The sequence below is a fragment of the Brachybacterium aquaticum genome (assembly GCF_014204755.1).
Lineage (GTDB): Bacteria > Actinomycetota > Actinomycetes > Actinomycetales > Dermabacteraceae > Brachybacterium > Brachybacterium aquaticum.
On the sequence record NZ_JACHLZ010000001.1, the window covers coordinates 1,167,714 to 1,192,780 of the forward strand.

General features: G+C 72.3%; 24 protein-coding genes and 1 pseudogene. 12 read left to right on the forward strand and 13 right to left on the reverse strand.

What is annotated here, in order from left to right; genetic code table 11:
• Positions 1–21: 21 nt before the first annotated feature.
• From HNR70_RS15790 to HNR70_RS05245, 5 genes are all read left to right on the forward strand, one after another.
• Complete coding sequence (locus HNR70_RS15790; RefSeq protein ID WP_312857566.1) at positions 22–426, forward strand: SDR family NAD(P)-dependent oxidoreductase; 405 nt, start codon at positions 22–24, stop codon at positions 424–426.
• A 118-nt stretch (positions 427–544) separates the two neighbouring features.
• Entirely contained in the window at positions 545–1,822 is a 1,278-nt protein-coding gene (locus HNR70_RS05230; protein WP_184324722.1) for an ABC transporter substrate-binding protein, read from the forward strand.
• 14 nt (positions 1,823–1,836) lie between these two features.
• The gene (locus HNR70_RS05235; RefSeq protein WP_312857567.1) at positions 1,837–2,763 is read left to right on the forward strand and encodes a carbohydrate ABC transporter permease; all 927 of its coding nucleotides are present in this window, start codon (positions 1,837–1,839) and stop codon (positions 2,761–2,763) included.
• An 11-nt stretch (positions 2,764–2,774) separates the two neighbouring features.
• A complete protein-coding gene (locus HNR70_RS05240) occupies positions 2,775–3,683 on the forward strand; it encodes a carbohydrate ABC transporter permease (RefSeq protein ID WP_184324723.1) in 909 nt (302 codons plus the stop codon).
• 13 nt (positions 3,684–3,696) lie between these two features.
• A complete protein-coding gene (locus HNR70_RS05245) occupies positions 3,697–4,725 on the forward strand; it encodes a LacI family DNA-binding transcriptional regulator (protein ID WP_312857568.1) in 1,029 nt (342 codons plus the stop codon).
• Between the two features lie 10 nt (positions 4,726–4,735).
• Here the strand turns inward: HNR70_RS05245 and HNR70_RS15795 are convergent, their stop codons facing one another.
• From HNR70_RS15795 to HNR70_RS05255, 4 genes and pseudogenes are all read right to left on the reverse strand, one after another.
• Positions 4,736–5,362: a fibronectin type III-like domain-contianing protein gene (locus tag HNR70_RS15795; RefSeq protein WP_312857569.1), complete on the reverse strand. Its 627-nt coding sequence runs from the start codon at positions 5,360–5,362 to the stop codon at positions 4,736–4,738.
• Between the two features lie 94 nt (positions 5,363–5,456).
• Positions 5,457–6,098 (reverse strand): annotated as a pseudogene (locus HNR70_RS15800) (glycoside hydrolase family 3 protein); the annotation flags it as partial.
• 8 nt (positions 6,099–6,106) lie between these two features.
• Positions 6,107–6,373, reverse strand: a complete 267-nt coding sequence (locus HNR70_RS15805; RefSeq protein ID WP_246375153.1) for a hypothetical protein — start codon at positions 6,371–6,373, stop codon at positions 6,107–6,109.
• Complete coding sequence (locus HNR70_RS05255) at positions 6,370–6,801, reverse strand: GyrI-like domain-containing protein (RefSeq protein ID WP_312857570.1); 432 nt, start codon at positions 6,799–6,801, stop codon at positions 6,370–6,372. The genes HNR70_RS15805 and HNR70_RS05255 overlap by 4 nt, the downstream gene beginning before the upstream one ends.
• Positions 6,802–6,879: 78 nt before the next feature.
• Between HNR70_RS05255 and HNR70_RS05260 the strand changes: the two genes are divergently transcribed.
• Positions 6,880–9,396, forward strand: coding sequence for an excinuclease ABC subunit UvrA (locus tag HNR70_RS05260; protein ID WP_184324724.1), 2,517 nt, complete (start codon positions 6,880–6,882; stop codon positions 9,394–9,396).
• On the opposite strand, the gene HNR70_RS05265 is transcribed toward HNR70_RS05260, so the two are convergent.
• From HNR70_RS05265 to HNR70_RS05290, 6 genes are all read right to left on the reverse strand, one after another.
• A complete protein-coding gene (locus HNR70_RS05265) occupies positions 9,332–9,997 on the reverse strand; it encodes an endonuclease III (protein WP_184324725.1) in 666 nt (221 codons plus the stop codon). The two genes, HNR70_RS05260 and HNR70_RS05265, sit on opposite strands and share 65 nt — an antisense overlap.
• The gene (locus tag HNR70_RS05270; protein ID WP_184324726.1) at positions 9,994–11,013 is read right to left on the reverse strand and encodes a sulfate/molybdate ABC transporter ATP-binding protein; all 1,020 of its coding nucleotides are present in this window, start codon (positions 11,011–11,013) and stop codon (positions 9,994–9,996) included. Before HNR70_RS05270 ends, HNR70_RS05265 begins: the two co-directional genes overlap by 4 nt.
• Positions 11,010–11,780 carry an ABC transporter permease gene (locus HNR70_RS05275; protein WP_184324727.1) on the reverse strand — a complete coding sequence of 257 codons (771 nt, stop codon included), beginning with the start codon at positions 11,778–11,780 and terminating at the stop codon, positions 11,010–11,012. Before HNR70_RS05275 ends, HNR70_RS05270 begins: the two co-directional genes overlap by 4 nt.
• Positions 11,777–12,577, reverse strand: a complete 801-nt coding sequence (gene modA, locus HNR70_RS05280; RefSeq protein ID WP_184324728.1) for a molybdate ABC transporter substrate-binding protein — start codon at positions 12,575–12,577, stop codon at positions 11,777–11,779. The genes HNR70_RS05275 and modA overlap by 4 nt, the downstream gene beginning before the upstream one ends.
• Positions 12,574–12,999 (reverse strand): TOBE domain-containing protein, encoded by a 426-nt coding sequence (locus tag HNR70_RS05285; protein WP_184324729.1) that lies wholly within the window; start codon positions 12,997–12,999, stop codon positions 12,574–12,576. The genes modA and HNR70_RS05285 overlap by 4 nt, the downstream gene beginning before the upstream one ends.
• Before the next feature lie 62 nt (positions 13,000–13,061).
• Positions 13,062–14,150 carry a YeiH family protein gene (locus HNR70_RS05290; protein ID WP_184324730.1) on the reverse strand — a complete coding sequence of 363 codons (1,089 nt, stop codon included), beginning with the start codon at positions 14,148–14,150 and terminating at the stop codon, positions 13,062–13,064.
• An 11-nt stretch (positions 14,151–14,161) separates the two neighbouring features.
• Here HNR70_RS05290 and HNR70_RS05295 point away from each other — a divergent pair, with 11 nt between their 5' ends.
• Entirely contained in the window at positions 14,162–15,055 is an 894-nt protein-coding gene (locus tag HNR70_RS05295; protein WP_184324731.1) for a LysR family transcriptional regulator, read from the forward strand.
• A 361-nt stretch (positions 15,056–15,416) separates the two neighbouring features.
• Here HNR70_RS05295 and HNR70_RS05300 read toward each other — a convergent pair whose 3' ends face one another.
• On the reverse strand, positions 15,417–17,066 hold the full coding sequence (locus HNR70_RS05300) for an HNH endonuclease signature motif containing protein (RefSeq protein ID WP_184324732.1): 1,650 nt from the start codon (positions 17,064–17,066) through the stop codon (positions 15,417–15,419).
• Between the two features lie 590 nt (positions 17,067–17,656).
• Between HNR70_RS05300 and HNR70_RS05305 the strand changes: the two genes are divergently transcribed.
• Positions 17,657–18,763 carry an NYN domain-containing protein gene (locus tag HNR70_RS05305; protein WP_184324733.1) on the forward strand — a complete coding sequence of 369 codons (1,107 nt, stop codon included), beginning with the start codon at positions 17,657–17,659 and terminating at the stop codon, positions 18,761–18,763.
• 102 nt (positions 18,764–18,865) lie between these two features.
• A complete protein-coding gene (locus tag HNR70_RS05310; protein WP_184324734.1) occupies positions 18,866–19,240 on the forward strand; it encodes a DoxX family protein in 375 nt (124 codons plus the stop codon).
• A gap of 20 nt (positions 19,241–19,260) precedes the next feature.
• Here the strand turns inward: HNR70_RS05310 and HNR70_RS05315 are convergent, their stop codons facing one another.
• A complete protein-coding gene (locus HNR70_RS05315) occupies positions 19,261–20,433 on the reverse strand; it encodes a benzoate/H(+) symporter BenE family transporter (RefSeq protein ID WP_221421093.1) in 1,173 nt (390 codons plus the stop codon).
• 61 nt (positions 20,434–20,494) lie between these two features.
• Here HNR70_RS05315 and HNR70_RS05320 point away from each other — a divergent pair, with 61 nt between their 5' ends.
• Positions 20,495–21,466, forward strand: coding sequence for a squalene cyclase (locus HNR70_RS05320; protein ID WP_184324736.1), 972 nt, complete (start codon positions 20,495–20,497; stop codon positions 21,464–21,466).
• Here HNR70_RS05320 and HNR70_RS05325 read toward each other — a convergent pair.
• Positions 21,459–22,112 (reverse strand): (deoxy)nucleoside triphosphate pyrophosphohydrolase, encoded by a 654-nt coding sequence (locus HNR70_RS05325; protein ID WP_246375154.1) that lies wholly within the window; start codon positions 22,110–22,112, stop codon positions 21,459–21,461. The genes HNR70_RS05320 and HNR70_RS05325 overlap by 8 nt on opposite strands.
• Before the next feature lie 216 nt (positions 22,113–22,328).
• Between HNR70_RS05325 and HNR70_RS05330 the strand changes: the two genes are divergently transcribed.
• Positions 22,329–23,981, forward strand: a complete 1,653-nt coding sequence (locus HNR70_RS05330) for an ABC transporter substrate-binding protein (protein WP_184324737.1) — start codon at positions 22,329–22,331, stop codon at positions 23,979–23,981.
• Entirely contained in the window at positions 23,978–25,066 is a 1,089-nt protein-coding gene (locus HNR70_RS05335) for an ABC transporter permease (RefSeq protein ID WP_184324738.1), read from the forward strand. Before HNR70_RS05330 ends, HNR70_RS05335 begins: the two co-directional genes overlap by 4 nt.
• Position 25,067 lies beyond the last annotated feature (1 nt).

The window sequence follows — 25,067 nt, forward strand, 5'->3', positions numbered from 1 at the left end:
GGACCGCGCCGCTGTCGCCCCGTGGCGGCGCGCGCGGCGGGGCAGACCGACTACGCAGGCAGCAAGTTCGCCGCCGTCGGCTTCACCGAGGCGCTGCGCGCGGAGCTGCGCCAGCAGGACAGCGGCGTCACGACGCTGCTGGTCGCCCCGTTCTACATCGCCACCGGCATGTTCCAGGGCGTCACCCCCCGCTTCCCGCGCCTGTTGCCGATCCTCGATCCGGACGACGTCGCCACCCGCGTGCTCGACGCGATCGAGTCCGGGCGCGAGCAGCTGATCATGCCACTCATGGCCAGCCTCGTGCCCGCCGGGCGGATCCTCCCCGTGCGGCTCTTCGATCGGGCGATGGACTTCTACGGCGTGAACCGGTCGATGGCAGGCGTCACCGGGCGCGGTGCGAGACCTTATCGAGACCTTCCCGCATAGACCTGCCCCCGGGCGCGGTGTACTGTGACGCGCATCCCCTTCTGAGAGCGCTCTCTCAAGGGACTGATTCTGAGAGCGCTCTCTGAACCTGATGCATGACCGGACGAAGGAGTTCGCCATGAAGTTCACGCGCCGCACCGCCCTGACCGCCACCGCCGCCACTGCCGCCACCGCCGCGATCGCGGGCTGCGGCGGATCCTCCGGCTCCTCGAGCGACGGGGGAGGGGACGGGAACATCGAGCTGACCGTCGCCACCTTCAACGAGTTCGGCTACGAGGACCTCTTCACCCAGTACGAGGAGGAGAACCCGGGGGTGAAGATCACCCACAAGAAGGCCGCGACCGCGGACGACGCCCGCGCGAACCTCATGACGGGCCTCGCCGCCGGCAGCGGGCTCGCCGACGTCGAGGGCGTGGAGGTGGGCTGGTGGGCGGAGCTGCTGCAGTACTCCGACGTATTCGAGGACCTCGCCGACCCCGCCGTCGAGGGGCGCTGGCTGGACTGGAAGACCGAGGCCGCCACCGTCGACGGCAAGCTCATCGGCTACGGCACCGACATCGGCCCCGAGGCGATCGCCTACCGCGCGGACCTCTTCGAGAAGGCCGGACTGCCCACCGACCGCACCGAGGTCGCCGAGCTCCTCACGGGCGACTGGGCCACCTACTTCGACGCCGGACGGCAGTTCGTCGAGGCCACCGGCATCCCGTGGTTCGACGGCGCGGGCGGCACCTACAACGGCATGGTCCAGCAGCTCACCTACCCCTACGAGGGTGAGGACGGAGCCCCGATCCCGCTGGCCGAGAACGCCGACGTCAAGGCGATCTACGACCAGCTCGTGGAGTACAAGGAGATCTCCGCCGGCCTCACCCAATGGTCGGAGGACTGGACCGCCGCCTTCCAGAACGACGGCTTCGCGACCATGCTCTGCCCGCCGTGGATGATGGGTCCGCTGTCCGGCAACGCCGACGGCGTCGAGGGCTGGGACATCGCCGGCGTCTTCCCGGGCGGCGGCGGCAACTGGGGCGGCTCCTACCTCGCCGTGCCCAGCCAGGGCAAGAACATCGAGGAGGCGAAGAAGCTCGCCGCCTGGCTCACCGCCCCCGATCAGCAGATCAAGGCCTTCGAGGCCGTCGGCGCCTTCCCCAGCCAGGTCGAGGCCCTCGAGGCCGAGGAGGTCACGAGCCTGACCAATCCCTTCTTCAACGACGCGCCCGTCGGCCAGATCTACTCCGAGCGCGCCACCGCGATCGACGTGCAGCCGGTCATGGGGCCGAACTTCTTCGTCATCAACACGGTGGTCGCCGATGCGATCACCCGCTGGGACGCGGACGGCGCGGACCCGGCCGGGTCCTGGGACCAGGCGCTGTCGGCCTACGACGAGCTCGGCCTGGACTGAGCGGGAGTCGACGGGTGAACCTCCGCAGTCTGCTCGCCCGGCTCGACACCCGGGTGACCCCGTACCTGTTCATCAGCCCCTTCTTCCTCCTGTTCCTGCTGGTGGGGCTGTTCCCGATCCTGTACACGGCCTTCGTGTCCCTGCACGACTGGGACCTGATCCGCGGCCAGGGCGACTTCGTGGGGCTGGCGAACTACGAGTTCGTGCTCGGCACCGACAGCTTCTACAAGGCGCTGCGCAACACGTTCTCGATCTTCCTGCTCTCCTCCGTGCCGCAGGTGGTCGCCGCGATCCTCATCGCCTACGTGCTGGACGCGAACCTGCGCGCGAAGACCTTCTGGCGGATGGGGGTGCTGGTGCCGTACATCGTCGCCCCCGTCGCCGTGTCGCTGATCTTCGCGAAGATCTTCGCGGACCAGTCGGGCCTGGTGAACAACCTCCTGATGGGGGTGGGCCTGCCCGCGATCGGCTGGCACAGCGACGCCCTGGCCTCCCACGTCGCGATCGCGACCATGGTCAACTTCCGCTGGACCGGGTACAACGCCCTGATCTTCCTCGCGGCCATGCAGGCGATCCCGCGGGAGATCTACGAGGCCGCGATCATCGACGGGACCGGGCGCATGCGCCGCTTCCTGCACGTCACCGTGCCGATGCTGCGTCCCACGATCATCTTCGTGGTCATCACCTCCACCATCGGCGGCCTGCAGATCTTCGACGAGCCGCGGATGTTCGACACCACCGGGCTCGGCGGCGCCTCCCGGCAGTGGATGACCATGACGATGTATCTCTACGAGCTCGGCTGGGGGCCGCAGGTCTCCTTCGGCCGCGCCTCGGCCGTGGCCTGGCTGCTGTTCCTGATCATCATCGCGATCGGCATCCTCAACTTCCTCATCACCCGACGGATCGCGACCGCGGGCGGCCCCGCGAAGCGCGCGCGGTAAGGAGCCCTCCCATGCAGTCGACCGCCGCCATCGAGCAGTTCGCCGGGAAGGGCGCCGCCCGTGCCGCCCGCCGCCGCCTGAAGGGCGGGGGCGGGGTGGACGCCCGCCCTCGCTGGTGGAACTACGCCCTGCTCGCCCTCGTCCTCCTGATCTCGATCTTCCCGCTCTACTACGCGCTGCTGCTGGCCTCCTCCGACGCCGGCTCCATCGCCCGCAACCCCATCCCCTCTCTCCTCCCGCAGGGGAACCTGCTGGCGAACCTCGGGGAGGTCATCGCCTCCGACATCGACTTCTGGTCCGCCATGGCGAACTCGGTGCTGGTGGCGACCGTGACCTCGCTGTCGGTCGTGTTCTTCGCGACCCTCGCCGGCTTCGCCTTCTCCAAGCTGCGCTTCCGGGGCCGACGCGCCCTGCTGCTCTTCGTCATCGCGACGATGGCGGTGCCCGTGCAGCTGGGCGTCATCCCGCTGTTCATCCTCATGGCACGGATGGGCTGGGTGGGGGACCTGCGGGCCGTGATCGTACCGGGGCTGGTCACCGCCTTCGGCGTGTTCTGGATGACCCAGTACCTCGACGACGCGCTGCCCTTCGAGCTGATCGAGGCGGCGCGCGTGGACGGCTGCAACCTGATCCGCACCTACTGGCACGTGGCGCTGCCGGCCGCCCGCGGGGCCGGGGCGATGCTGTTCCTGTTCACCTTCGTGGGCTCCTGGACCAACTTCTTCTGGCCCTTCATCATCCTGCGCGGCGACAGCCTCACCCTGCCGGTGGCGCTGCAGCAGCTGCAGGCCTCCTACTTCAAGGACTACTCGCTGATCATGTCCGGCGTGGTCGTCTCCGTGATCCCGCTGCTGCTGCTGTTCCTGATCGCGGGCCGCCAGCTCGTCAGTGGCATCATGCAGGGCGCGGTGAAGGGGTGAGAGGACTCCAGGGGTGAGAGGAGAGCACGCGATGGCGGAGCGGATCAGCGGCGGTCCGACGCTCGAGGACGTGGCGCGGGTCGCCGGGGTGTCCCGGGCGACGGTCTCGCGCGTGGTGCGCGGGGACGTGAAGGTGCGGGCCGACAAGGTCGCCGACGTGGAGCGGGCGGTGCACGAGCTCGGCTACGTGCCCAACAGCGCCGCGCGGAGCCTCGCGAGCCGCCGCACCGGCGCGGTCGCGCTCGTCGTCCCCGAGCACGAGTCGCGCGTGTTCACCGATCCCTTCCTCGTCACCGCGATCTCCGGGGTCTCCGCCGGGCTCGAGCCCGGCGACGAGCAGCTGCTCCTGCTGCTCTCGAGGCCCGAGGACCACAGCCGCACCCGCCGCTTCCTGCGCGGGGGCCATGCCGACGGGCTTCTGGTCGTCTCCCATCACGAGGGCGACCTGTCGGTCGAGGTGCTGCAGGAGGCGACGGTGCCGGTGGTGTTCATCGGCCGACCGCCTGAAGGGCATCCCGCCCCGTTCGTCGATCTCGACAACGTCGAGGGCGGGCGGCTCGCCGCCCGGCACCTGGTCGCGCGGGGCCGACGGCGGATCGCGCTGATCGGCGGGCCGCCGGACATGCCCGCCTCGCGGGACCGTCGCGAGGGCTTCCTCGCCGAGCTCGCCGCCGCGGGCCTCGCCCCGGTGCTCGAGTCCAGCGGCGACTTCACCCTCGCCTCGGGGGAGCGGGAGGCCGCCGCGCTCCTCTCCGCGGACACCCCGTTCGACGCCGTCTTCGCCTGCAGCGACCTCATGGCGATCGGCGCGCTGAAGCGGCTCGAGGCGAGGGGGCTGCGCGTCCCCGAGGACGTGGCGGTGATGGGCTTCGACGACATCGCCTCCGCGTCCGACGAGGCGATCTCCCTGTCCACCGTGGTGAACCCCGGCCGGGAGCTCGCCGAGCGCGCCGCGACCATGCTGCTCGGTCTCATCGCCGGCACGGGCTCCGCGGAGCAGGTGGTGCTCGCGCCCCGCCTCGAGGCGCGACGCACCACCTGATCCGGCGGCGTCACTGCGCGAGCAGGCGCACCATCTCGTCGTGGGGGAGCGGGACGCCCTCGAGGCGGCCGACGGGGATGGAGCCCATCATCCGCAGGAACGAGTCGTCGAAGCTGTCGTCCATCGCCTCGCGCAGCTTCGGCCCGACGACGGGATCGGCGAGGACCTCGTCGATCGTCGAATCGAGGCTGAGCGGCAGCCCGACCTCCTCGCCCTCAAGCGCGATCTCGACGCGTCCGCGCAGATCGCGGCTCGACGCGCCGACCTCGACCGTGTACGTCCCGCCCTCGAGCACCCACCGGTCCACGCGCACGTCCCAGTAGGCGAGGTCCTCGGCGGGGATCTCGATCCGCGGCTCGCCGGTCGCGCCGGGGGCGAGGTCGAGGAGCGCGAAGCCCTTCAGCTCGCGCGGGGCGCGCTGGGCGATCGAGTCCGCGAGGCCCACGTAGACCTGCACGACCTCCCGCCCGGCGACCGCGCCGGTGTTGGTGACCGGGACGGTGACGGTGAGCGCACCGTCCGGCGCCGCCTCGACGGCGGGCTCGCCGTATTCGAAGCTCGTGTAGGACAGGCCGTGGCCGAAGGGGAAGGCGACCTCGACGCCGCGGGCGTCGAAGCCGCGGTAGCCGACCAGCACGCCCTCGCCGTAGCGGACGTGCCCGAGCTCGCCGGGGAAGGTGCCGTGGGAGGGGGGAGTCCTCGAGCCGCAGCGGGATGGTCTCGGTGAGCTTCCCGCCGGGGGTGACGTCCCCGTAGAGGACGTCGGCCGTGGCGGGGCCGCCCGCCTGCCCGAGCAGCCAGCCCTCGAGGATCGCGGGGACCGACTGCGCGAAGGGGAGGGCGACGACGCCGCCGTGGGAGAGGACCACGACGGTGCGTGGGTTCGCCTCGAGCACTGCGTCGACGAGGGCGAGCTGCGCAGCGGGCAGGTCGATGTGCTCGCGGTCGTAGCCCTCGGACTCCTCCTCGGAGTCCAGGCCGAGGAACAGCACCGCGGTGTCGGCGCCGGCGGCGGCCTGCACGGCCTCCGCGCGCAGCGCCTCCTCGTCCCCGCTGCCGTCCAGCGTGAAGCCGGGCGCGAAGGTCACCTCGCCGCCCGCGCGGGCGCGCAGGGCGCTCAGCGCGTCGTCGACGCGGGTGGGGTTGATCTGGGAGGAGCCGGCGCCCTGGTAGCGCGGGGAGCGGGCGAACTCGCCGATCACCGCGAGGGAGTCCGCCTCGCGCAGCGGCAACAGCTCGTCCTCGTTGCGCAGCAGCACGATCGCGCGCCCCGCGACCTCGCGGGCGAGCGCATGGTGCGCCTCGACGTCGATCTCCCCGCCGGCCGACGGGCGGTTCGCGGCCTTGCCGGCGAGGTCGATCAGGCGCTGCACCGAATCGGTCAGCCGCTCCGGGTCCAGGCGCCCCTCCTCTCGGCGAGCTCCGGATCCCAGGTGGAGCCGAGCGCCACCGCGGGCGGGAAGCAGGTCGCCGGGACCGAGCCGGTCAGGCCCAGGTGGTCGCCCGCCTCGGCCTGGCGGCGCAGGCCGTGCGGCCCGTCGAACATGCGCACCGAGCGCACCTCGCCCACCGCCTTGGTGGTCCAGAAGTCCTCACCGCTGGTGAGGGAGGCCTGCTCGGTCAGGGTGAGATCTGTGGAAGGCGTCATGCGACCAGCGTGCTCCTCCGCCTGGGCGGATGGCCGGGACTCGCGGGGAGGGAGGAATCAGCCCGCACCGGCTGCCGCAGGATCGTGCGCAGCCGGTCCGGGGCGGTGCGGCGCGGATCGCCGAGGTAGATCTCGTGGTGCAGGCCCCGCATCGCGAGGCCCCGCGCCGGGATCTCCTCCTCGTGCAGGCGGGCGAGCAGCGGGCCCTCGTCGTCGTAGGGTCCGAGATGGAGGGTCTGCAGGCAGCGCCCCTCGTCGATCAGCGACCACTCCAGGGCCGAGCCCTCGCGCACCGCGTCGACGTGCTCGGCGGTGAGCCAGTCGGGGGTCATGAGCAGCAGGGACCACTGCCAGCGGTCCTTGTCCCGCGAGCGGGTGAAGGCCTCCATGTCGTCCGCCCACCACAGACCCTCGAGCGGTGGGACCACCTAGTCCAGGCCGAGCTCCCGCTTCGAGCTTCGCGGCAGCGGTCACCGGGCCATTGTGCGCTCACCAGGGTGGATGCCATGGCCCGCAGCACCCCCGACCAGCCCGGACAGCCCAACCTCATCGCCGTGCGCGGCGCCCGCGTGCACAACCTCCGCGGCGTCGACGTCGACGTGCCGCTGCGCTCCATGGTCGGCGTCGCCGGGGTGTCCGGCTCCGGCAAGTCCTCCCTCGCCCTCGGGGTGCTCTACGCCGAGGGGTCCAGGCGCTACATCGAGGCGCTGTCGACCTACACCAGGCGCCGCATGGCGCAGTCGCCGCGCGCCGCGGTGGACTCGGTCGAGCACGTCCCCGTCGCGCTCGCCCTGCGCCAGCGTCCGGCCGTGCCCGGGGTGCGCAGCACCTTCGGCACCTCGACGGAGCTGCTGAACGTACTGCGGCTGATGTTCTCGCGCCTGGCCTCCCACACCTGCCCGAACGGCCACCGGATCCCGCCCACGATCGACGTGGCCGCCGAGGCGGCGATAAACTGCCCCGAGTGCGGGGCGGTCGTCCACGCCCCGAGCGCCGAGGAGCTCTCCTTCAACTCCGCCGGTGCCTGCCCCACCTGCGAGGGGATCGGGACCGTGCGGACCGTCGACGACGCGGCGCTCGTCCCGGACCCCAGCCTCACCCTCGACGAGGGTGCGGTCGCGCCCTGGCAGATGTTCGGCTTCAACGTCCAGCCCGACATCGTGCGCGAGTTCGGGGTGCGCACCGACGTGCCCTGGCAGGACCTGCGCGAGGACGAGCGGCAGATCGTCCTGGACGGGCCCGAGGAGAAGAAGCACATCACCGTCACCTCGGTGAAGGGCCTGCACGAGCTCGACTTCACCTTCCGCAATGCCCGGCTCACCGTCACGAAGGAGCTCGAGCGCGCCGACACCGAGAAGCGCCTCTCCCGCGTCTCCCGCTTCCTGCACGAGGGGCAGTGCCCCGACTGCCGCGGCAGCCGGCTGCGCCCCGAGGCGCTCCTGCCGCGGATCGGCGAGCTCGACCTCGCCGCCGCCACCGCTCTGTCGCTGGGCGACGTGCTCGCCTGGGTCGCGGACATCCCCGCCTCCCTGCCCGCGGAGATGCGCGAGATGGCGGACGCGCTCGCGGAGACCTTCACCGCGATGGCGCGGCGCCTGGTCGAGCTCGGTCTCGGATACCTGACCCTGGACCGCGCCGGCGCCACCCTCTCCACCGGCGAGCGCCAGCGCGTCCAGCTCGCCCGCGCCGTCCGCAACCGCACCACCGGGGTGCTCTACGTGCTCGACGAGCCGTCGATCGGCCTGCACCCCGCGAACCTCGACGGGCTGCTCGGCGTCATGCGCGACCTCCTGGCCGACGGGAACTCGGTGGTCTTCGTCGACCACGACGTCCAGCTGCTGCGCGAGGCGGACCACCTCATCGAGATGGGGCCCGGCGCCGGCACCGAGGGCGGGCAGGTCATCGCCGAGGCGGCCCCCGCCGCGCTCGCCGAGGAACCGGACTCCCTGCTCGCCCCCTTCCTCACCGGCGACGCCGACACCCCCGCGCCGCAGCCGCTCCCGGACCGCGGGACGCTGCACCTGGAGACGGGCCCGCTCCACACCGTCCACCCCCTCGAGGTCGACGTGCCGCTCGGGGCGCTCACCGCCGTCACCGGCGTCTCCGGCTCCGGCAAGACCACACTCGTGCTCGAGTCGCTCGTGCCGGCGCTCCTCGCCCGGGCCGACGGAGGCGCCCTCCCCGCCCACGTGACCGCGCTGGACGCCCCGGAGGGCCTCGCCGTCCACGTGGTCGACGAGACCCCGATCGGCCAGAACGTCCGCTCCACCGTCGCCACCTACTCCGGTGTCATGGACGCACTGCGGAAGGCCTACGCCGCGACGGATCAGGCGCACGAGGACGGCCTGAACGCCTCGGACTTCTCCCACAACACCGGCTCGCTCGCCTGCCCCCGCTGCGAGGGGACCGGGGAGGTGTCCCTGGACGTGCAGTTCCTTCCCGACGTGGACATCGTCTGCCCCGAGTGCGAGGGAGGACGCTTCGCCCCTGCGTCCGAGCGGTACCTCCGCCGCGGGCTGTCTCTGCCCGCGCTGCTGGGCCGCACCGTCCGCGACGCGCTCACCCTCACCGAGGACCTCCCTGCCGTGCATCGCAAGCTCGTCCGGCTCGACGAGCTGGGGCTCGGCTACCTCACCCTCGGCGAGGCCACCCCGGCGCTCTCGGGCGGCGAGGCGCAGCGGCTCAAGCTCGTCGGCCGCCTCCACCGCGACCAGAGCGATGCGGTGTTCGTGCTCGACGAGCCGAGCGTGGGCCTGCACCCCCTGGACGTGCGCACCCTGCACGGGGTTCTGCGCCGCCTCACGGAGCGCGGCGCGACCGTGCTGCTCATCGAGCACGACCTCGACCTCATCGCCGCCGCCGACCACGTCATCGACATGGGCCCGGGCGGCGGCGAGGCCGGTGGGCGCATCGTCGCCACCGGCACCCCGCAGGAGGTCGCGGCGGCGGAGGGCTCCGTCACCGGGCGCTATCTCGCTGGGCATCTCGCAGGACACCTCGCCGGCCACCCCGACCAGCGCTGAGCTTCCCCTCCTCGACGATCAGCCCGTGGAGCTCCGCGAGCTCGGCGACGGAGAACGCGGCCTCCTGGACGGCGGGCGCGATCGCCCGGGCGAAGGCCGCATAGCTGCGGGGCACCTCGATCCCGCGCCCGGCGAGCAGGCGGCGCGCGTACTCGTCGCACAGGAACGTCGGCCGCTCGAAGCAGTACAGGCAGATCGCGTCGGCCGTCTCCTCGCCGATCCCCTCGACCCCGCGCAGCTCGGCGCGCAGCGCCGCATCGTCGAGACCCCGCGCCGCCTCCGCACGCGCGTCCCACCAGCGGGCGAGGGCGAGCACGCGGCCCGGCTTGGTGCGCGGGAAGCCCGCGGGGCGCACGAGCGTGCGCACGCGCTCCTCGTCGGCCGACGCGAGCGCCGAGGCCGCGCGAAGCCCTGCCTCCTCGAGCGCGGAGAGGGCCGCGGCGGCCTGCTCCCAGCGGGAGCGCTGGACGAGCACCGCGCCGAGCGCGATCTCGAAGGGCTCCTCGCCGGGCCACCACCAGCCCTGCGGGCCGTGCCGGTCGCGCAGCTCGTCATGCAGGGCGCGCAGGTCGGCGTCGGCGGGCAGGGACGGGCGGGTCATGCCCCGTAGGCTGTCACGTCCTCGCGGGAGACTGCGAGGCACACGCGGCTGCCGGGCTCGAGGTGGCGGGCGGCGATGTCCTGCGGGGCGAGGTCCGCGGCGAGGTCCTCGGTGCGCACCCGCACCAGGTCGCCGTGCGGGGAGAGGGTGCGGACGGTGCGGGGGAGGCCCGCCTGCGCGTCCTCGTCCACCAAGTGCACCGAGGCGGGGCGAAAGGCGGCGTGGAGCGTCGTGCCCGGGGCTGCGTCGCTCCGGACCGGCAGGTGCCCGCCGCCCGGGAGCTGCAGCGCCCCGTCCTCGAGCGCGCCGGTGATCAGGTTCAAGCCTGCGAAGCGCGCGGCGAAGGCGGAGCCGGGGCGGGCGAGGACCTCCGTCGTCGGCCCCTCCTCGACGACCCGTCCCTGCTCGAGCACGATGACGTGGTCGGCGAGGGTGAGGGCGTCGAGCACGTCGTGGGTGACGATCACGGCGGTGCGGCCGGCGAGGAAGCCGCGCAGCTGCTCGCGCAGCGCCGGCGCCACGTCGATGTCCAGCGCCGCCATCGGCTCGTCCAGCAGGATCAGGCGCGGGTCCGCGGCGAGGGCCCGGGCGATCGCGACGCGCTGCGCCTGACCTCCGGAGAGCTGGGAGGGCCGGCGCTCCGCGAGGTGCAGCAGGTCCAGCTCCTCGAGCCAGCGCGTCGTCTCCTGCTGTGCCCGCCGGCGCGGGACGCCCTGGGCGCGCAGCGGGAAGCGGACGTTGTCGCGCACGGTGAGGTGCGGGAACAGGACCGGGTCCTGGCTGAGGGTGGTGATGCGGCGGTGGTGGACAGGTATCCAGGTGTGCTCGTCGGCGAGGACGGTACCGTCCAGCACCACCCGGCCGCGCGCCGGGCGCAGGGTGCCGGCGATGAGGGAGAGGGCGGTGGACTTGCCGGCGCCGTTGGGGCCGATGAGGGCGACGGTGCGACCGCCCGGCACGTGGATCTCGACGTGGACCCCGCGCTCGGGCACCTCGGCGGAGAGCTCGAGGCTCATGCGGGGCGCTTCCGGTGCGCGATCGCGATGATGACCACCGCGATGATCATGAGCAGGAAGGACAGCGCCACGGCCGCCTCGGGGTCGCTCTCGCGCTGGAGGTAGATCTCCAGCGGCAGGGTGCGGGTGGTGCCCTGGAGGGAGCCCGCGAAGGTGATCGTCGCCCCGAACTCGCCGAGCGCCCGGGCGAAGCTCAGCACCGCGCCGGAGAGCAGGGCGGGCATGACCAGCGGCAGCGTCACCCGGGTGAGCACGCGGGTGGGGCGGGCGCCGAGGGAGGCGGCGGCCTCCTCGAAGCGGGTGCCGGCGGTGCGCAGCGCCCCCTCGAGGCTGAGCACGAGGAAGGGCAGGGCCACGAAGGTCTGGGCGAGCACCACCGCGGTGGTGGAGAACGCGATCCGGATCCCGAGCATCTCGAAGGTGCCCCCGAGCAGGCCCTGGCGTCCGAAGGTGTACAGCAGCGCGATGCCGCCCACGACCGGGGGCAGCACCAGCGGGATCAGCACCAGCGCCCGGACCAGGGTGGTGATGCGGGCGTCGGAGCGGGCCAGGCACAGCGCCATCGGGGCGCCGAGCAGCACGCACAGCACGGCGCTGGTCAGCGAGGTGCGCAGGCTGAGCCACAGGGCGGCGAGGGAGGACTCCGAGGTGAGCAGCGCCCCGAACTCCCCCCAGCTCACGCGCAGGGCGATCGCCCCGAGCGGCACGACGGCCAGCAGACCGCCGAGCAGTGCGGGGATCAGGACCCAGCGGGGGAGGCTGCTCATGCGCCGCCGAAGCCGTAGCCCACGAGGAGCTCCTGTCCCTGCTCACCGGTGACGAGGTCGACGAACTCCTGCGCGTGCTCGGGGTGGGCGGAGCCCACGACGGTCACGATCGGGTAGGTGTTCACGGCCTCCTGGGCCTCGGGGAAATCGATGCCCTCGACGGCGTCCCCGGCCTTCTGCACATCGGTCACGTAGACCAGGCCAGCATCGGCCTCGCCGGCGGTGACCTTGTTCAGCACGTCCGTGACGGACTGCTCCTCGCTGACGGGGGAGAACTCGAGCCCGGCGGCCTGCTCGACGGTCTCGGTCGCGGCGCCGCACGGCACCTCGGGCGCGCAGACGACGAGGTTCAGGTCCTCCGCGGTGAGGTCCTCGAGCCCGGTGACGCCCTCGGGATTCCCGGCCGGGACCGCGATCATCAGCGTGTTGGTCGTGAAGTCGACGGGCTCGGCGCCCTGGAGGTCGGAGTCGACGAGCTTGGTCATGTTGTTGGTGTCCGCGGAGGCGAAGACGTCCGCCGGGGCGCCCTGCTGGATCTGCTCGACGAGGGTCGAGGAGCCGGCGAAGTTGAACTCGACGCTCACCCCCTCGTTCTCCTCCTCGAACTGCGCCCCGAGCTCCTCGAACGACTCCTGGAGCGACGCGGCGGCGAACACCTGGAGGGTGATCTCCTCAGCAGCGGCGCCGCCCCCGGCATCGGACGCCTCGCCGGACGCCTCGGTGGAGCCGCCGCCGCAGGCCGCGGCGGTCAGCACGATCACCGCGGCGGCGGCCGCGGACCGGATCAGGTTCTTCATGGGGTCTCTCCTCGCAGGGGACGGGACGCCGGTTCGGCGTCGATGACGACCTGGGTGGCCTTCACGACGGCGCTGGCGACCTTGCCGGGCTCGAGTCCCAGCTCGCGCGCGGCCTCGCTGCTCATCAGCGACACCACCCGGAAGGGCCCGCACTGCAGCTCGACCTGCGCCATCACCGTGTCCATCACGACGCGGGTGACAAGGCCCGTGAAGCGGTTGCGGGCAGAGCTGGCGGTCGCGCCGTGCAGCTCCGGGGCATGGGCGAGCTCGCGGGCGAGACGTGCGACCTCGATGCCCTCGAGCACCTTCCTCCCGGCGTCGTCCTTGGTCGCCTGGAGGGTGCCCTTGTCGATCCAGCGGCGCACCGTGTCCTCGCTGACTCCGAGGAACACCGCGGCATCACGAACTCGCAGCTGCGTCATGAGAACCACCATAGTGCCGCAGATGCGGATCGGCGGCGGTGTTCGTCCTTCAGGACGCGTGCTCAGGACGCGAGCAGCACCCCGCCGAGCCCCACCCCGGCGACCAGCAGGGTCGACATCGCCGCGAGGGCGAAGGGCCGCAGCCCCACCTGCATCAGCAGTCGCGCCCGCACCCCGGTGCCGAGCGCGAACATCGCTGCCGCGAGCAGCAGGGTCTGCAGGAGCGAGGCGCCGCCCAGGAGCGGGGCGGGCAGCGGCAGGCCCGAGCGCAGCACCACCATCGCCAGAAAGCCGAGCACGAACAGCGGTACGAGCGGCGGGCGCTTCCCGTCGGCCGCCCCTGCGCGGCGCTGCTGGAGGGAGAGGACCGCCATGACGGGGGCGAGCATGAGCACCCGGGCGAGCTTGACGATCACGGCGACGGTGAGTGCCGCCGTGCCGAGCGCACCGCCGGCGGCGACGACCTGCGCGACCTCGTGGATCGAAGCTCCCGCCCAAAGTCCGGCGGTGGTCGCGTCGAGCCCCATCGCGGCCGACGCGGCGGGCACCGCGATGATCATCAGCGTCCCGCACAGCACCACGAGCGCGACCGCCGTGACGGTGCGGTCCTCGTGACGGTCCTCCGGGTCGATCACCCCGGCGGTGGCCGCGACCGCCGCCGCGCCGCAGATCGAGAACCCGCAGGCGACCAGGATCGTCAGCCGACGGTCCACGCCGAGCGCCCGGCCGAGCGCCACCGTGCCGAGGATCCCGAGCGTCACGACCGCGACGACGACGAGCAGCATCCCCGCGCCGAGGGAGAGCAGGTCCCCGAGCGCCACCTGCAGGCCGAGCAGCACGATCCCGAGGCGCAGCAGCTTCTTCGAGGCGATGCCGAGGCCCGGCGCGAGGGCTCGGGGCAGGGGAACGAGGTTCCCCACCATCACGCCGACCACGATCGCGACCACGAGCGCGCTGATCCCGGGCAGCAGCGGCGCGAGCAGCATGGCGGCGACGGCGACGCCGAGTGCGAGTGCGAGCCCGGTCCAGGGAGCGGAGGCGCGGACTGTGCGGGAGGGGGCGGAAGGGGCGGGTGCGGCAGGGGAGGACACGCAGGCCACCGTCCCATCCCGGCGTCGGCGCCGGTAGAGGGCAGTTCGCGAACAGGGCATATGATCCTGATATGACCCAGTCGCTGCCGAACCTCCAGGCGCTCGCGCTGTTCGTCGCCGTCGTCGACGAGGGCGGGCTCGGCGCCGGGGCGCGGCGCGTCGGCATCCACCAGCCCAACGCCAGCCGGGTGCTCTCGCGGCTCGAGGCGGAGGCCGGGACGGCGCTGCTGGACCGGGATCCGCGCGGCTCGCGGCCGACGTCGGCCGGACTGCTTTATGCCGCCCACGCGCGCGAGCTGCTCGCGGCGGCCGACGAGTTCTCCGCCTGGCTGCGCCACAGCCGGAACGAGGATGCCCGGGAGCTGCGAGTCGGGGTGAGCATGACGATCGCCGAGCACCTGATGCCGGCGTGGCTGACCGAGCTGCGGCGGCGCAGCCCGCGCGTGCGGGTGGACCTCGAGGTGCTGAACTCCACCCAGGTCCTCGCGGGGATCCATGAGGGGCGGCTGACGCTCGGCTTCGTGGAGACCCCGCACCTTCCCCGGGGCGTGAACACGCTGGCGCTGCGGGAGGACGAGCTGGTGGTGGTCGTCGCCCCGCAGCACGACTGGGCACGGCGCGAGGAGCCGCTGACGCTCGCCGAGCTCGCCGCGACCCCGCTCGTGGTGCGCGAGGGCGGCTCCGGCACCCGCGACGCCTTCGAGGAGCTGGTCCCGGACGCGGCCCGGACGCCGCCGGTGCAGGAGCTCGGCAGCAATGCGGCGGTGCGGGTCGCGGTGGTGAGCGGCGCCGGTCCCGCGGTGCTCAGCATGCTCGCGGTGCGCTCGCCGCTCGAGGCGGGGCAGCTGCACCGGGTGCCGGTCGCGGGCACGCGGCTGCGGCGGCCGCTGACCGCCGTGTGGAAGGGGCCGCGCCGGCTCAGCGGCCCGGCTGCGGAGCTCGTCGATGTCGCTGGAAGGAGCTGAAGGGCGCCATGCCGATCCTCACCAACACCTCGGAGCAGCCGGAGGAGCCCCGTCGCGGCGCCGTCTGGTCCATCACCGCGCCGGACCGGGAGCTGGACTCGAACCTGATCCGCCTGCCCGCCGGGGACGAGATCCCCGCCCACGTCGGCGCCGAGGTCGACACGCTCGTGCACGTGGTGCGCGGCAGCGGACTCCTGCGCACGGAGGACGGCGAGGAGCCGCTGCGCACCGGAGACGTCGTGCTGCTGCCCCGGCGCACCGTGCGCGGGTTCCGGGCGGGGGGAGGACGGCCTGGAGTACCTCACCGTCCACCGTCGGCGGCAGTCGCTGAGGATCCAGGGGTCGGGGGAGCGGGGCGGGGTCAGAACGGCGGCGGATCATCCGGATCCCACGGGCCCGGAGGGATCGGCGGGGGTGGGCTGAGGTCGGGAGCGGGAGGCGGATCCGGCCAGGGCTCCGGCGGCGGGGTCGGTGCCGGGGTGCCGGAGCGCCGACGGACATGCTCCCGCCATGCGTCCTCGAGGTCCCGGACCGCGAGACGGGTGCCGAGGTCGATGTCATCGGCGGTGATCACGTGGTCCCCCTCGGACCCGATCCGCCAGCGCGTCCGCCCGGGCTCCCCGGCCTCCCCGGGCGCTCTGCGCTTCCGGGGGAGGCGGGTCGGGTCGAGCTCACCGGCGGTCTTCGCCTGGTGGTGCTGCCAGCACAGGAGATGGAGGTTCTCGATCTCGGTGAGCCCGCCGGCGGCGGGATCGACGTGGTCGTACTCCTCGATGTGGTCGGCTTCGGAGGCCCAGGACACCGGGCGGGTGCAGCCGGGCATCGCGCAGGAGGAGTTGCGCAGGCGCAGGTGCTCGAGCATCGCGCGGCTCGGGGAGTAGCGCTGCGCGGGCAGGGGCAGGAACTCCCCGGAGCAGGGATCGGTGAGGATCCGGTACCAGACGTCGGTGCTGCCGGCGAGCTCGCGCGCCACGGCCGGCGGGATCGGGGTGCTGCCGTCGACCATGCCGGGCGCGTCCGAGATGCCGAGCGCCGTGAACAGGGGCACGGTGACGTTCACGCGGAAGCGCGGCGCGGGAACGTCCACCCCGTCGGTGTCGAACTCGGCGTTCAGCAGCAGGTCGTAGCGCAGGCGCGCGAGCGGCACCGGGCGCCGGGTGGCCGTGACGATCCCGTCGAGGTCATAGGGGATCTCGGTCCCCTCCTTCAGCGCCTTGCGCTGGGCGGCCTGGATCGCGTGCGCCGTCTCGTCCAGGCGCTTCCAGAAGGCGAGGACGTCCGGGATCGGGCCCCTCAGGGCGGCCGAGGCGACCCCTGAGGGGCTGTCACGGACCAGCTCGACCTCGCGGACCAGCTCCTCCTCGGCCTGCTCGGGCTGCTTCTCCCGCTCGGCGAGGAGCGTCACGAGCGCGTTCAGCAGGGTGAGGAAGCGCTCGGCGGGGATGTCCGAGGACCAGGCGGACAGCGCCTCGTCCAGCAGTCGGCGCGACTCGTCGGACAGGTCCTCGGACTCGCTCAGCACCTTCTGGAACCACCAGCTCGGGAAGTCGCCCTCCTCCATCCGCGCCAGGGTGAGGGGCAGCTGGTCCACGGCGCGGTGGGCATTGAGCAGTTCCCATCTCGCAACGCTCTGGGTGATCCGCAGGGCGGTCGCGGCGCGCAGGGTGTCGACGTCGGCCAGAGGCTCGACGTCGCCTCCCTCGCCCTCGACGCCGCCCTCGCCCTCGATGCCGCCCTCGTGCTCGATGAGTGCGGCGAGGGCGCGGTAGCGGCCGGCCAGCGCTGCGGCGCTGCTCCGCTCGGCGTCCCAGACCGCCTGCGCGGCCTCGCCGAGCGCGACCTCTCCCTCACCGCAGCCGGAGCGCGCGGGGATCGCCTCGCGGGTGAACGCGGAGCGGGCGCGGACGACCCGCAGGCGCTGGGGGAGCGCCTCGAGGAAGGCGCGGGCGGCGGCGTCGCGCGCCGACTCCTCGTCGTCCCCGTCGGCCGACATGCATGCCACCGCGCTCATGGTCCCCACCTCCCCTCGTCGTGCTCCCGTCCCCATGTGCCACGCACTGCGGCCGGTCGAGCCCAGTCGCCGGCCCGGCGGTGGCGGAATGTCTCGATCTTACGGACCCAGAAGGCTCCAGGAAAGGGGCGTGGATGAACCTGTCGACGTTCCTCGACGGTATCCACAGAATGTGGATGATGCGCTGTGGAAAAGGTGGGCGTGTGGAGGAGAGGTGGCGCCACTTGGGTGGGCACGACGGACGTTGTCCACACTTCCGGGGGGAGCGTCTTCGTCTGTCAGGGGTGTGGTGTAAGGCGTGTCGCCTGCGGGATCGCGGAGACTCTCCGGTGAGTCCGGCAGTGACGTGGTGCCCGGGAGGAGCGGCGGCGAGCCCCGGACAGAATAGTTTCTGGACAATTCGACTGCTTCTGCAGGGTTCCTGATGCATGCGTGCGGAATTGAATCATTTCGAGGTTTTCCGACACTTCGCGCGTACTCCCAGGACGTCTTTCTCGAATTCTTCCCCGCGTCCACGTCTACGCCCCGTCCGCCCGCCCCACCGGCGGCACGTTTGCCGGAGAGACCCTCCGACCAGGCAGACTGGAGCCATGGCTGACTCCACAGATCCCCGCGTCGCGGTCTACCTCGACTTCGACAACATCGTGATGTCCTGGTACGACCGCGTGCACGGCCGACAGGCCTGGAGCCGCGACCGCCACCGGATCGCGGAGGACCCCACCGAGCCCGAGATCGCCGAGAAGCTCGCGAAGGCCACCGTCGACGTCGGCGCGATCATCGACTTCGCCGCTTCCTTCGGCTCCCTGATGCTCACCCGCGCTTACGCCGACTGGTCCTCCCCGGTCAACGCCCTCTACCGCACACAGCTCGTCGCCCGCGCGGTCGACCTGGTCCAGCTCTTCCCCGCCGCCGCGTACGCGAAGAACGGCGCCGACATCCGCCTGGCCGTGGACACCGTCGAGGACCTCTACCTCATGCCCGACCTCACCCACGTGGTGATCATCGCCGGCGACTCCGACTACGTCCCCCTCGCCCAGCGCGCCCGGCGCCTCGGCCGCTACGTGGTCGCGATGGGCGTCGCCGGCTCCACCGCCAAGTCCCTCGCCGCCGCCTGCGACGAGTTCGAGTCCTATGACAACCTGCCCGGCGTCGAGCGACCGGCCGCTCCGGCACGTGCTCGCAGCCGCCGCGCGCTCGGCGAGGACGAGGAGCGCAGCGGACGCAGCCGCGCGCGCCGATCGGGTGGGTCGGCCGACGAGACCGACTCCTCGGAGAACGGCAGCTCGGACACAAGCAGCTCCGACAGCAGCGGCTCGGAGAACGGGGGCTCGGAGAACAGCAGTCGGCGATCCTCCCGCGGCGGGCGCTCCTCCGGCCCGTCGGCCGACGCTCCCGCCTTCTCCTCCGCCGACGACTCCCTCGACGACGACCTCGAGGACGACACGGTCGTCGACGACATCGAGGACCCGCAGGAGGCGGCGACCCGCCTGCTCGAGCGCGCCCTCCAGCTCGGCGGGCGCGGGGACAGCGAGTGGCTGCACAGCTCCGCGGTGAAGTCCCACATGCGTCGCATGGACCCCTCCTTCAGCGAGAAGCAGCTCGGGTTCAAGTCCTTCTCCGAGTTCCTCAAGGCCAACGCCGACATCGCCGTGCTCGAGGAGACCGGGCACGAGCGGCTGGTGCGGGCCCGGGACTGAGGAGCTCGCAGCGGGGACCTCGCCGAGGGGGAGCAGCCGACTCCGTGACAGATGTCCCGGTCAGGGGCGATACTGTTCCGCACCGCCGAAGGAGGCACCCCGATGAACGTGTTCCTGTGGATCCTCGCCTTCGTGCTCGCCGCAGTGTTCGTCGCCTCCGGGGCGATGAAGATCTTCGTCCCGCGCGAGCAGCAGATCGGCCGCACCGCCTACGTCGAGGACTTCCCGCACTCCATCATCCGCGGGATCGGGATCCTCGAGATCCTCGGCGCGCTCGGCCTCGTGATCCCGGCCCTGACCGGTGTCGGGACCATCCTCGTGCCGCTCGCGGCGGCGGGCCTCGCGATCACTATGGTCTTCGCGGCCATGGTGCACATCCGCCGCGGCGACCCCATGAGCGCGACGATCCCCTCGATGGTCCTCGCCGTGCTGTCGGTGGTCGTCGCCTGGTCCCGCTTCGGGCCGTACCCGCTCTGAGCGCCTGGGCCTGCGACCCGTTAGGCCCGCGGCCGCCGACGTCGGCCGGGCTCGCGCAGCAGCGCCCGCAGCGCCAGGCCCACCAGCAGCGCCCAGAACGCGGCGCTGATCCCGGCCACAGCGATGCCGGAGGCGGCGATGAGGACCGTGACCCCGGCCGGGAGCTGGTCGGACGGCTCGGCCAGCGCCGCACGGAGCGAGACCACGAAGGTGCCCAGGAGCGCGAGGCCCGCGACCGCGGGGATGACCCCGTCGGGCGCGCGGGCGATGAGCTGCGCGAAGGCGGTCGCCGCGAGCCCGCACACCACGAGCACCACGCCGGAGGTGGCCGAGGCGATCCAGCGCCGTGAGCGGTCCTCCCCGGCCTCGGGCCCGGCCGCGAGGGCCGCCGTGATCGCGGCGAGGTTCACGGCGTGTCCGCCGACGGGGGCGGCGAGGGTGGTGGCGACGCCGGTGGTCACGAGGCTCGCCCGCCACGGCACCTCGTAGCCGAGCCCCTGCATCACCGCGACGCCGGGCACGTTCTGCGACGACATCGTCACCAGGTACAGCGGCAGGGCGATGCCCACGACCGCGCCGAGGGTGAGGGTCTGGGCGGTGAGCTCCACCTGCGGCAGGAATGAGTCGGTGGGCGAGGCGGCGGGGGAGGTCGCGAGGGACACGACGATCACCGCGGTCGCGGCGACGAAGGCGAGCGGGGAGGCCCACCGCGCGGCGAAGCGCTGCGCGAGCGCCCACACGAGGATCACCGGCCCGACGGCCAGCGGGTTCTCGGCCACCCCGAGGACCGGGCCCAGGCACAGCTGGAACAGCACTCCCGCGAGCATCGCCTGCGCGATCGAGGTGGGGATCCTCGCCATCAGCCGACCCAGCGGCGGCACCAGCCCCGTCAGCGCCAACAGCACCCCGACCAGCACGAACGCCCCGACGGCGGCCGGCCAGCCGCCCTCGACCATGCCCGTCCCGGCCAGCAGCGCGGCGCCCGGGGTGGACCAGGCGACGGTGATCGGCAGACGCGTCCAGGTGGACAACAGGATCGAACACAGCCCCATCGCGATGCTGACCGCGAGCAGCCCGCTGGCCGCCTGGGCGGGGGAGGCGCCGACGCCCTCGAGTCCGGCGAGGACCACCACGAAGGAGCTGGTGAAGGCGACGAGACCGGAGACGATCCCGGCGGAGACGGGGCGGAGCATGAGGGAAGGGTAGGCGGGGTGCGGACTTGCCCGGGCCGCCGTTCGCGGGAAGGATCGCGGCATGGCTCCCCTCGACGTGATCTCCTGGCTCCTCGACACCGACCCGGCGCTGCGCTGGCAGGTCGAGCGCGACCTGCTCGACGAGCCCGAGGACGTCTGGCTGGAGACCCGTGCGAGGGTCGCGACCGAGGGCTTCGGGGCGCGGCTGCTCGCGCACCAGGACGTCGAGACCGGACTGTGGGCGGGCGGCGCGTTCTTCCCCGGCGGGTTCTTCGACGACCCCGCGAACGAGGAGCTGCCCGGCCAGCCCTGGACCGCGACGACCTGGTCGCTGACCACCCTGCGCGAATGGGGGATGGATCCCGCGCCGCTGATCGCGAACGACACCGCGGCGAAGCTCGCCGAGAACGCGCACTGGGAGTTCGACCCCTCCCTGCCCTACTGGGGTGGGGAGGTGGACTGCTGCATCAACGCGATGACGCTCTCCAACGGGCTGTGGCTCGGCCTGGACATGCAGGTGCTGGTCGACTGGTTCCTCGAGCACGCGATGGACGAGGGCGGCTGGAACTGCGAGTGGGAGAACGGGTCCACCCGCGCGAGCGTCCACTCGACCCTGAACTCGTTGCGCGCGCTGCGCCACCACGAGGTCGTGACCGGCGGGTCCGACGCGACCCGGCAGGCGATGCGCGATGGCGAGGAGTACCTGCTCGCGCGGCACCTGACCCGGCGCCTCACCACCGGCGAGATCCTCGGCCCGTGGGTCGACCACTTCCTCTACCCGCCGCGGCACGTCTACTCCGCGCTGCGCGCGCTCGACCACTTCCGGGAGATCGGCCGACGGGACGAACGGATGGAGGAGGCGGTGTCGATGGTCATCACCGCCCAGCAGGAGGACGGGACCTGGCTCCAGCAGCACCACATGCCCGGGGAGGAATGGTTCGAGGTCGACGTGCCGGTGGGGGAGCCGTCCCCGTGGCTCACGTTCCAGGCGCTGCGCGTGCTGCGGTGGTGGAGCGAGGGGGCCGTCAGCTGAACCGCGGCCGCTCCTCCTCCGCGATGGCCTCCACGATCGGGACGTCCGGCTCCGCCCAGTCGCGCGTAAGCAACGCGTCGAGCCCGACCCATTCGAGCCGGTCGTGGTCGGTGCTGGTGGTCGGGGAGGGGCCGACGGGGCGCGCCCAGTAGCAGTCCAGGTGCAGCTCCCGCTCGCCGGCCCAGCCGGTGCCGCGACCGATCAGCCAGCCCACCTCGACCTCGATCCCGAGCTCCTCGCGCAGCTCCCGGACCAGCGCCGCCTGCGGCGACTCGCCCGGCTCGATCTTGCCGCCCGGGAACTCCCACCGCCCGGCCGACGGGATGCCGGGGCGGCGGCGGGCGGCGAGGATCCTCAGCCCGTCGGCCGTGACGAGCACCGCCCCGACGACGCGCAGCTGCGTGCCTCGCGCGCCGTCATCGCCCTCCTCGTGGTCCCATGGCTCGGCGAAGCCGACGTGGTCGGCCCACCATTCGTGGTCGCAGGCGAGGCAGGCGCGATCGGGGCCGACGGCCACGCACCCCGGGAAGGACACCCACTCCGGGGCGGTCTCCATCGCCTCCAGGGTGGGCATGCCGATCAGGCTGTGCACGACGTCGCCGCTGCCGCAGCGCGGGCAGGTGCCGCGGGTCCATTCCAGGGTCATGGCACCAGTGTGGCTGAGGGGTGGGACGGGAGAAGGGTGGTGACCGTCCGGTCACAGTTCGGTCACCATGCCCCCCACGCTCCGATTTCGGACGACGCCCGCGCCGGGCAGGGCTAGTGTGCTGGACACCCGAAACGGGTGTCCCGCGTCACAGCAGGTCCCGCATTCTCGCGATGCCGCGAACCCCCGGCCTCGCCCCGCCCCCTGGAGGTAATCGTGTTCGACGCCGCTCTCACCCCGAAGCGCCGCACCATGCTGCTGAGCCTCGCCGGAGTCCCCGTGCTCCTGACCGCCTGCGCCCAGACCTCCGACAGCGGCGGCAGCGGCAGCGGCGGCTCCGACGGCGGGGCCGACGGCGCCTCGCTCACCGTCGGCACCACCGACAAGGTCACCGCGCTCGACCCGGCCGCGGCCTACGACAACGGCTCCTCCTCGGTGTGGACCCAGTGCTACGCGTACCTGATGAACACCTCCATCGGCTCCGAGGACGGCGTCCCCGAGCCGGACCTCGCCGAGACCGCGGAGTTCACCAGCGACACGGTCTACACCGTGACCCTCAAGGAGGGCCTCACCTTCGCCAACGGCAACGACCTGACCAGCGAGGACGTGAAGCACACCTTCGATCGCCAGCTCGCGATCGCCGACCCCAACGGCCCCTCCAGCCTGCTGGGGAACCTCGCCTCCGTCGAGATCGTCGACGACCTCACCGTCGAGTTCCACCTCACCGAGCCCAACGACCAGACCTTCCCCTATGTGCTGTGCAGCCCGGCCGGCCCGATCGTGGACGCGGACGTCTTCCCGGCCGACGCGGTCCTCCCCGACGACGAGATCGTCGCCGCCAATGCCTTCTGCGGCCCGTACGCCATCAGCAGCTTCAGGCTCAACGAGCTGATCACCTTCGAGGCCTTCGAGGGATACCAGGGCCTGTACGGCACGCCCGCCACCTCGAGCGTGAACATGTCCTACTACGCCGACCAGAACAACATGAAGCTCGACATCCAGCAGGGCAACATCGACTGCGTGTGGCGCTCGCTGTCCGCCACGGACATCGCGGACCTCGAGGGCGATGACGCTGTCACCGTGCACGAGGGGCCCGGCGGCGAGATCCGCTACATCGTCTTCAACTTCAACACCAACCCCTACGGCGCCTCGACCGAGGAGCCGGACCCCGCCAAGGCCCGCGCCGTGCGCCAGGCCGTCGCAGACCTCCTGGACCGCCAGGCTATCGCCACCCAGGTCTACAACGACACCTACACCCCGCTGTACTCCTACATCCCCGAGGGACTGCCGGGTTCCGGGACGCAGTTCCAGGACCTGTACGGCGACGGCTCCGGCGGCCCCGACGCCGAGCGCGCGCGAGGCCGGCTCGAGGACGCGGGCGTGGAGATCCCCGTCGCGCTCAGCCTCCAGTACAACCCCGACCACTACGGCAACTCCTCCGGCGACGAGTACGCGGCGGTGAAGAGCCAGCTCGAGGCCGACGGGCTGTTCACCGTGGACCTCCAGTCCACCGAGTGGGTCCAGTACTCCAAGGACCGCGTCGAGGACGTCTACCCCGCCTACCAGCTGGGCTGGTTCCCGGACTACTCCGACGCCGACAACTACCTCTCGCCCTTCTTCGTCACCGAGAACTTCCTGGCCAACCATTACACGAACCCCGAGGTCGACCAGCTGATCTCCCAGCAGCGCGGCACCGCGGACCCCGCCGAGCGCGAGGCGCTGTTCGTGCAGATCCAGGACATCGTCGCCGAGGAGATCTCGACCCTGCCGCTGCTGCAGGGCGCGCAGATCGCGATCTCCACCGCGGACGTCCAGGGCGTCACCCTGGATTCGTCCTTCAAGTTCCGGCTCTCGCCGCTGTCCAAGTGACCGCGACCGACGAGAAGGGAGCGAGTGCCCCGTCGGCCCCCCGCAGGACGCGCCAGCGCTCCTCGGGGGGCCTCGGCCGGTACATCCTGATCCGCTTCCTCCTGATCATCCCCACCGTCCTCATCCTCATGACCGTGGTCTTCTTCCTCATGAGGATCACCGGCGACCCGATCACCGCCGCCCTCGGCGGCCGGCTCACCCCGGCCGAGCTCGCGGCCCGACGGGCCGAGGCGGGCTACGACCGGCCCCTGATCGTGCAGTACCTCGACTACCTCGGCGGCGTGGTGCGCGGCGACTTCGGCACCACCTACACCGACCGCACCCCGGTCAGCGAGATCCTCACGACCTACGGTGCGGCGACCTTCGAGCTCGTCGCCTACTCGGTCGTCGTCGCCCTCGTCATCGGTGTGCCGCTCGGAATGCTGGCGGCCCGCACCCGCGACCGCTGGCCCGACGCGGTGCTGCGCATCGTCGCGATCCTCGGCTACGCCACCCCCGTCTTCTTCGTGGGCCTGCTGCTCAAGCTCGTCTTCTCCGTGGGACTGGGCTGGCTCCCGGTCGCGGGGCGGATCTCCACCAGCGGTGAGATCACGATGAGCAGGATCCTGAACCCCACCCCGTTCTACCTGCTGGACGCGCTGCGACTGGGAGACATGGCACTGCTGCGCGACGTGCTCAGCCACGCGGTCCTGCCCGCGGTCGCGCTCGGCATCCTCACCGGCGGCATCTTCCTGCGCCTGGTGCGCACGAACATGATCGGCACCCTGGAGATGCAGTACATCGAGTCGGCCCGCTCCCGGGGCGTGGCCGAGTCACGGCTGACCACCCGCCACGCCCTGCGCCCCGCGCTGATCCCGATCATCACGGTGATGGGCATGCAGATCGCGATGATGCTCGGCGGCGCCGTGCTCACCGAGACGACGTTCGAGTGGAACGGGCTCGGCTACATGCTCGCCCAGTACATGAAGGCTCGTGACTACGTCGCCGTCCAGGGGATCGTCATGATGCTCGCCGTGATCGTCGCCGTCTCCAACTTCATCGTCGACGTGATCGCCGCGCTCATCGACCCGAGGGTGAGGTACTGAC